This window comes from Azospirillum sp. B506 (assembly GCF_000333595.1).
Taxonomy (GTDB): domain Bacteria; phylum Pseudomonadota; class Alphaproteobacteria; order Azospirillales; family Azospirillaceae; genus Azospirillum.
The window spans coordinates 1-7,403 of sequence record NZ_BADK01000718.1 but is presented as its reverse complement, the minus strand read 5'-3'; the positions used below and the strand labels follow the sequence as shown (position 1 = coordinate 7,403).

Annotated in this window: 8 protein-coding genes; 5 read left to right on the top strand and 3 right to left on the bottom strand. The window is 68.3% G+C overall.

The window, feature by feature from the left end; translation table 11 throughout:
- Nucleotides 1–43: 43 nt before the first annotated feature.
- The 3 genes from I71_RS21520 to I71_RS21510 form a co-directional block, all read right to left on the bottom strand.
- A complete protein-coding gene (locus I71_RS21520) occupies nucleotides 44–2,098 on the bottom strand; it encodes a 4Fe-4S dicluster domain-containing protein (RefSeq protein WP_042697917.1) in 2,055 nt (684 codons plus the stop codon).
- A 172-nt stretch (nucleotides 2,099–2,270) separates the two neighbouring features.
- Entirely contained in the window at nucleotides 2,271–3,122 is an 852-nt protein-coding gene (locus tag I71_RS21515) for a substrate-binding domain-containing protein (RefSeq protein ID WP_083897298.1), read from the bottom strand.
- A 105-nt stretch (nucleotides 3,123–3,227) separates the two neighbouring features.
- Nucleotides 3,228–3,926 (bottom strand): ABC transporter permease, encoded by a 699-nt coding sequence (locus I71_RS21510; RefSeq protein WP_042697926.1) that lies wholly within the window; start codon nucleotides 3,924–3,926, stop codon nucleotides 3,228–3,230.
- An 86-nt stretch (nucleotides 3,927–4,012) separates the two neighbouring features.
- Between I71_RS21510 and fdhD the strand changes: the two genes are divergently transcribed.
- The 5 genes from fdhD to I71_RS21485 form a co-directional block, all read left to right on the top strand.
- Complete coding sequence (gene fdhD / locus I71_RS21505) at nucleotides 4,013–4,909, top strand: formate dehydrogenase accessory sulfurtransferase FdhD (RefSeq protein ID WP_042697923.1); 897 nt, start codon at nucleotides 4,013–4,015, stop codon at nucleotides 4,907–4,909.
- Entirely contained in the window at nucleotides 4,899–5,537 is a 639-nt protein-coding gene (mobA, locus tag I71_RS21500) for a molybdenum cofactor guanylyltransferase MobA (protein WP_042697913.1), read from the top strand. Before fdhD ends, mobA begins: the two co-directional genes overlap by 11 nt.
- A complete protein-coding gene (locus I71_RS21495; protein ID WP_042697910.1) occupies nucleotides 5,534–6,040 on the top strand; it encodes a DUF3305 domain-containing protein in 507 nt (168 codons plus the stop codon). Before mobA ends, I71_RS21495 begins: the two co-directional genes overlap by 4 nt.
- Nucleotides 6,037–6,546, top strand: coding sequence for a DUF3306 domain-containing protein (locus tag I71_RS21490; RefSeq protein WP_042697907.1), 510 nt, complete (start codon nucleotides 6,037–6,039; stop codon nucleotides 6,544–6,546). Before I71_RS21495 ends, I71_RS21490 begins: the two co-directional genes overlap by 4 nt.
- A 513-nt stretch (nucleotides 6,547–7,059) precedes the next feature.
- Nucleotides 7,060–7,403 (top strand): molecular chaperone TorD family protein (locus tag I71_RS21485; protein WP_244433972.1); only part of this gene is annotated, 344 nt, incomplete at its 3' end.

The following is a 7,403-nucleotide window of genomic DNA, read 5'->3' as shown; positions in this document are numbered from 1 at the left end:
ATCACGGTATGCCGACTTTGACGGCGATCAAGGGGTCTCGACGTCACATCAGCTTTTGCCGCACCGCCGTCGGTTGTACGTCCCGTTCCGCTTCCTCGCGTTCGCGCAGGTCGTCGTCGGTGGTGCGCGGCACCGGCGGGCGGCCCATGGAGAAAGGCTCGTTCCCGTGTTCGAACTGGTCGCGGACGCGGCAGTCCTCGCACATGCGGATGCGGTTGGCAGCCTCCGGCGTCGCGAACATCCAGTGCTTGCCGGCCAGCGTCGTCACGATCTTCTCGATGGACGACTTGGTGGCGAAGGGCTTGCCGCAGGACACGCAGCAGAAGGGCTCCTCCTCCTTCACCACCGTCGCACCGCGGGCCCGGTCGCGGAAGTCGATCTCAGGCACCAGGGAGATGACCTTTTCCGGGCAGGTGGTCTTGCACAGGCCGCACTGCACGCAGGCATCCTGGGCGAAGGACAGCATCGGCTTGTCGGCATTGTCGAGCAGCGCCCCGGTGGGGCAGGCGCCGACGCAGGACAGGCACAGCGTGCAGCCGGCCACATCCACCGACACCCGGCCGAAGGGCGCGCCCGGCGGCAGCGGAAGGACCTCCACCGGAGCGGGGGCGGTCTTGTGCAGGTGGCGCAGCGCCAGCATGGTCACCGTGCGCTTCGGTCCCATCGGCAGGAACAGCCCCGCTTCGATGGCGTCGGCAGGGAGCGCCCACAGCTCGTCGGCCACCGCGTCGGGGTCGGCGGCATCGATCACCGCGACGCGGCCGGAACCGTAACCGAGCCCGCTGAAGGCGGCCTCCGCCAGCCCGATCTGCGAGGCGAGGCCGGCGGTCTCCCCCTCATTCTCCGGCCCGGTCAGCACGCGGACATGGGTGCAGCCATAGGCCAACGCCAGCGCGAACAGGTCGAAGCCGACCTGTGTCACCTCGTTCAGCGCGAAAGGCAGCACGCGGGCGGGCAGGCCGCGGCCGTGCCGCGCCATCATGCCGATCAGCGCGTCGCCATGGCGCGGGTCGTGGACCAGCAGCGCCGGCGCCGCCCCGCCCGCCTTGCCGTAGGTGGACAGCAGCGTGCGCAGCCGTTCATAGACGGTCTCCGCCGGGGGCAGCGCGTAGGTCGCGGCCCCGGTCGGACAGACCGCGGCGCAGGACCCGCAGCCGGCGCAGACATGCGGATCGATGGCGACATGGTCGCCGTTCGGGGTGACCGCCCCGGTCGGGCAGACGTCCAGGCAGCGGGTGCAGCCGGTCTTGCGGCTGCGCGAATGGGCGCAGAGGTCGGCCTTGAAGTCGACGAAGCGCGGCTTCTCGAACTCGCCGACCAGATCGGCGATGTCCAGCAGGGCCTTGGCGACCTGGGCCGGGCTGTTGGGATCGGGGCGCAGATAGCCGTCGCGGCGCTTGTGATCGGGGAACAGCGGCGTGCCGCCGGTCAGGTCGAGGATCAGGTCGCAGCGGGCCGACGCCCCCTGCCGCGCCGGCTCGAATCCCAGCGCCCCGCGCGAGGAGGGCAAGGCGGAGGCGTAATCGTCCACCACGATCTCGAAGGCGCCGAGCCAGCCGCGGGCGGTGCGGATGCGGCCGCGGAGGATCGCCGCGTCCATCACCGGCGGCGGCGGGATGTCCCTGGCGCTGGTCAGCAGGATGGTGACGTCCAGCCGCTTGGCCAGTTCGCGGCCCACCTCGATGGCGCGTTCGTCGTTGCCGTAGACCAGGCAGGTGCCCTGCGAGGTCAGGGTCAGCGCACCCGTCGGCGGGATGGGCAGCGCCGCCTCGGCCAGCAATGCCGCGATCTTCGGCAGCGCCAGTTCGCCATCGTCCGACCAGCCGGCGCGCTCGCGGATGTTGGTGAAGGTCAGGGATGTGTCGGGCGCGACCTCTGCCGCGATCTCGCTGAACAGCGGCGCTTCCTGCGTGCAGGCGACCAGCAGCGGCTGGCCGGTGGCGACCGCAGCCTCGAAGCGGTCGAGCTGCGCCCGGCACAGCTGGGTGTGCACGGTGGGGCCGCTGCCCTCGCCGCAAGCCTTGCCCAGCGCCGTCCCGTCCAGCGCGATGCTGTGCGCACAATCGCAGACGAGCACCGTCCGATCGCCGATCTTCATCGTCCCCAAAACTCCTGTCGCTTGGGGCTGACGCCCCTGGCCTGAGGACACTCATATGGGGGAATGCAAGGCGATGGGAATGGGAATCTTGTCGGGGGCGATCCGGATAAGCGCCGGCTGGACGGTTCCTGCGACCCTTCCGGACGGCAGGATCGCAGGAACCCGCCGCTTCTTACGCTCCCGGCTCGTTGGCGTTGGGGAAGAACAGCTGCTCGCCGTTGATCTGGTAGTCGGCGATGGCCTTCTGCCCCTCGGCGGAGACCAGCCAGTCGACGAAGGCCTGCCCATCGGCCGCCTTGACGTGGGGGAACTTGGCCGGGTTGACCAGCATCACGCCATACTGGTTGAACAGGCGCTTGTCGCCTTCCACCAGCACCGTCAGCGGGCCGCGGTTCCTGAAGTTCAGCCAGGTGCCGCGGTCGGTCAGGGCATAGCCGTTCATCGCGGCGGCGGTGTTCAGCGTCGGGCCCATGCCCTGGCCGATGGAGCGGTACCAGCCCCCTTCCGCCTTGGCCGGGTCGAGGTTGGCCGTCTTCCACAGGGCGAGTTCGGCCTTGTGGGTGCCGCTGTCGTCGCCGCGCGACACGAAGGGGGCCTTGGCCCCGGCGATCTTCGACAGCGACTGGGCCACATCCTTGCTGCCCTTCACGCCGGCCGGGTCGCTGGCGGGGCCGACGATGACGAAGTCATTGTACATCAACGGCTTGCGTTCGGTGGAGAAGCCTTCGGCGACGAACTTCTCCTCCGACGGCTTGTGGTGGACGAACAGCACGTCGGCGTCGCCGCGCTTGGCGAGGTCGATGGCCTGGCCGGTGCCCTTGGCGACGACCCGCACCTCGATGCCGGTCTTGGCGGTGAATTTCGGCAGCAGCGAGCCGAACAGGCCCGAATCCTCGGTCGAGGTGGTGGAGGCCACCGTGATGAAGCGGTCGGCGGCCAGCGCGGCGGACGGGGTGGCGACCTGGACCAGACCGGCCACGGCCATGGCGGCGGCACAGCCCAGAACGAATGAACGGCGCAGCATCGCTCAACTCCTCCACATGCGTTGTTTCGCGACTGGCATAGCGCAGTCGGGCCGGCGTTGCAAAGGCTTGCCAAGCGTCCGTCCACTCGGCCGCAGGTCGTCCGGTCAGGCTTTGGCGGGGGGCTCGGTCAGCAGGGAGGCTGCGAGGTTGACCGTCAGCGACAGCGTCATCAGCACCAGGCCCAACCCCAGCGCCATCGGCAGGTCGCCTTTACTGGTCTCCAGCGCGATGGCGGTGGTCATGACGCGGGTCACATGCTCGATGTTGCCGCCGACGATCATCACCGCCCCGACTTCGGCCGATGCCCGCCCGAATCCGGCCAGCACGGTGGTGACGAGGCTCCAGCGCGCCTCCGACAGCAGGGTCGCCATTCGCCGCAGCGGGCCGGCGCCGGTGACGCGCAGCAGGTCGTCATAATCCACCAGCAGATCCTCCACCGTCTGGCGGGCGAGCGAGGCGACGATGGGCACGATCATCACCGTCTGGGCGACGATCATCGCGGTCGGGGTGAACAGCAGCCCCAGCACCCCGAACGGGCCGGAGCGCGACAGCAGCAGATAGACCACCAGCCCGACCACCACCGGCGGCAGGCCCATCATCGTGTTCAGGGCGATGGCGACGGCACGCCGGCCGGGAAAGCTGAGCGCCGCGACGGCGGCCCCCAGCGGCAGGCCGATCAGCGTGGCGATGGCGACAGCCGACAGGCTGACCCGCAGCGAGAGACCGATGATCCGCACCAGCCCGTCGTCGAACGACAGGATCATGGAAAAAGCCACCGCCAGGGCTTGGGAAAAGTCGTGCATCAGGTCCAAATCACTGTTCGAAACACTTCGGCGAGGGCTTGTCCGACGGACGCCGCTCGCCCACACTCGCGCGCATGAGCCCGACCATGAGCCTGAAGACCTTCACCATAGCGCCGGATCCGGCGAACCCCAAGCTGACCGAGCGCGTGCGCGGCCTGGACCAGGAGGGTCGTGAGATCGAAACCGCCGTGACGGTCGAGCGGCCGCTCACCCTGTACCTGAACGGGCAGGAGATCGTCACCATGATGACGATCGGCGATTATCCGGACTGTCTGGCCGTCGGCTATCTGCTGAACCAGAACATGCTGCGGCGCGACGACCGCATCACCGGCATCGATGTGGACGAGGAGACGGACACCGTCGTCGTCCGCACCGAGCGCGCGACCGACTACGAAGCCAAGCTGAAGAAGAAGACTCTGACCTCCGGCTGCGCCCAGGGCACCGCCTTCGGCGACGTGATGGAGACCTTCGAGTCGGTCAGACTTCCCGCCGACGTCCGGCTCCGCACCTCGTGGCTCTACGCGCTGTCGAAGCTGATCAACCTGCAGCCCAGCCTGTATCTGGAGGCCGGCGCCATCCATGGCTGCGTGCTGTGCCAGGAGGACCGGCCGCTGGTCTATATGGAGGATGTCGGCCGCCACAATGCGGTGGACAAGGTCGCCGGCTACATGCACCTGAACGGCATTTCCGCCGGCGACAAGATTTTCTACACCACCGGCCGCCTGACCTCCGAGATGGTCATCAAGACGGTGCAGATGGGGATTCCGATCCTGGTCTCGCGCTCCGGCTTCACCGCCTGGGGCGTGCAGCTGGCGCGGCAGGCCAACCTGACGCTGGTCGGCCGGGCCAAGGGCAAGCGCTTCATCGCGCTGGCCGGCACCGAGCGTCTGGTGTTCGATACGAATGCCATTGGGACCGATGCCGCGGGAGCCGACGAGGAGGATCGCCGGCATGGACGCAAGGGAAGCCGCGATGACGACTAATTCAGTTCACCCCGACATCGGGGGCGTGTTGCTGGCCGGTGGCCTGTCGCGCCGGATGGGCGGCGGCGACAAGTGCCTGCGCCCGCTGGGCGACCGCAGCATCCTGGAGCGCATCGTCGCCACCGTCCGGCCGCAGGTCGGGCCACTGGTGCTGAACGCCAACGGCGATCCCGCCCGCTTCGCCCATCTCCATTTGCCGGTGGCGGCCGATGTGGTGGAGGGCTATGCCGGCCCGCTCGCCGGCGTGCTGACCGGCATGGAGTGGCTGCGCGGCACCGCCCCCGGCATCGGCTGGGTTGCCAGCTTCGCCACCGACGCCCCCTTCATCCCGCGCGACCTCGTCACCCGCATGGTGGCGGCGCTGGAGCATGAGGGCGCCGATCTTGCCTGCGCCCGGTCGGGCGGACAGGAGCACCCGGTCTTCGCCCTGTGGCCGATCCGTCTGGCCGGCGACCTGCGCCGCGCCATGGTGGAGGAGGGCATCCGCAAGGTCGATGCCTGGACCGCCCGCTACCGTCTGGCCGTCGCCGATTTCGCCATCGATCCTGTCGATCCCTTCTTCAATGCCAACCGGCCGGAGGATTTGGCCGAAGCGGAACGCCTGTTGGCGTCGGGGCATGTGTCATGACGGACAAGCTGGAGCGCATAGAGACGATGCCGCTCGGCATCGTGGTGGAGCGTCGCCGCGGCGTCACCGCCTGGGCCGACTGGAGCTGGCGCCCGGTATCGGTCATTCCCGGCGCCGCTGCGGTCGACCCGCCCGGTCGCCTGCTGATGGAGGGGGAGGGTTGGAGCCACAGCCATGCCGCCACCCTGACGCTGGAACTGTTCCGCACCGACACCGAAGGCTATCGTCTGAACCTGTCGCAGGACCCGCCGCGCCTGTGGGTGGTGATGCGTCCCGGCACGGGCCCCGGCGCGGATGGCGAGTCGCTGGTGCCCTTCGCCGTCACGGCATCCGCCCATGAAGGCGAGGGCTACCAGGTCGGCGCCGATGTGGTCGAGACGGTGCCGATGCCCGACGAGGTGATTGCGCTGGTCCGCGACTTCGTCGAGCAGCACCATGTCGACGTGCCCTTCCACAAGCGCGAACGCAAGCGCCACTTCGACAAGGAGGAGGGGCGGCGGTGAGCGGCGAAGCCTTCCTGTCGCGCTGGTCGCGCCTGAAACGCACGGCGGTCAAGCCGGAGGCGGAGCCGCTCGATGTGCCGCCGCCGGTCGAGGAGGCCGCAGAGCTTCCCGTCGTCGCCGCCGACGAAAGCCCGGTTGAGGGCGCGCCGCGGGAAGCGGAGGATCCGCTGAAGGATCTGCCGCCGGTCGAGGAGTTGACCGGCGAGTCCGACTTCACCCCCTTCCTGCGTGCCGAGGTGCCGGAGGATCTGCATCGCCAGGCTCTGCGCAAGCTGTGGACCTCCGACCCGATCTATGCCAACGACGACGGGTTGAAGGACTACGCCGACGATTATGCCAGCCTGTTCACCGGCGGGGTGCCGGTGAAGACGCTCTACCGAGTCGGCAAGGGCTTTCTCGACACGCTGGACGAGGTGGGGGAGAGGGTAGATGCCGAGGGTGTTGTGACGGATGACACCCCCTCCCCCCAACCGCCCATCCCCTCTCCCCCCCGGGAAGAGGGTTAGGGTGAGGGGGCGGCGAGGCGAAGCTCTTCAAGAGTCCCGCACTTGCCGCTGCCTACCAAATCCACCCTACGCATCCCCCTCACCCCGACCCTCTCCCCGCTTTCGGCGGACCGGAGGTCCGCCTGTCGCGTCAGCGCAAACAGAGTTTGCGCGAGAGCGGGGGGAGAGTGGGAATCCCTCCGGCGCTCTTCTTCGCAAAATCACTTTCAAATTGCGAGGGATCGCCGCACCAATTCAGACCCCTTTAAAATTAAGGGCCGCTCTGACAGCGCGAGCATAGCGCCGCGATAAAGTTCCATTTGTTCCCACTTCCGGATGCGTCCTTGGTTGACAACGGGATAGGTTCAGCCATTTTATTATCCACCTGTGAATTGCTAAGTCACTGTAAGGCAATGGCTTTTCGCAGGTGCATCAAAAGGGGCGATGGATCGGTTCCAAATACGGCGCGCGGCATGACCGCAGACGCCGACGCCCCTGTCTTGTGTGTCCGGGAGGAGTTTGCGGCGCGTGTCCATGGCCGTCGATCACACCGTCCCCACCGCGATTGCGGAGGAGGAACTGTTCCGTGCGCAGGTCTATGCCCTGCTGGCGCACCTGCTCGCGCATGCGCCGGATGCGGCGTTCCTGAGCGCGCTCGGCGGGCTGGCAGGGGAGGGCGGCGAGTTCGGTGCGGCGCTCGACCGGCTGGCCGAAGCGGCGCGCGGCAGCGACCCGGCGGCGGTGGAGGAGGAGTTCACCACCCTCTTCATCGGCGTCGGCGGCAGCGAGCGCACCCCCTACGGTTCCTTCTATCTGACCGGTTTCCTGAACGAGAAGCCGCTGGCGGAGCTGCGCGCCGACATGGCGCGGCTGGGCAT

Excerpts from the sequence above, each read along its gene's own strand:
- fdhD (WP_042697923.1), top strand. The coding sequence starts at position 4,013 with ATGAGCCTGAAGACCTTCACCATAGCGCCGGATCCGGCGAACCCCAAG.
- I71_RS21510 (WP_042697926.1), bottom strand. The coding sequence starts at position 3,926 with ATGCACGACTTTTCCCAAGCCCTGGCGGTGGCTTTTTCCATGATCCTG.
- I71_RS21520 (WP_042697917.1), bottom strand. The coding sequence starts at position 2,098 with ATGAAGATCGGCGATCGGACGGTGCTCGTCTGCGATTGTGCGCACAGC.
- mobA (WP_042697913.1), top strand. The coding sequence starts at position 4,899 with ATGACGACTAATTCAGTTCACCCCGACATCGGGGGCGTGTTGCTGGCC.
- I71_RS21495 (WP_042697910.1), top strand. The coding sequence starts at position 5,534 with ATGACGGACAAGCTGGAGCGCATAGAGACGATGCCGCTCGGCATCGTG.
- I71_RS21515 (WP_083897298.1), bottom strand. The coding sequence starts at position 3,122 with ATGCTGCGCCGTTCATTCGTTCTGGGCTGTGCCGCCGCCATGGCCGTG.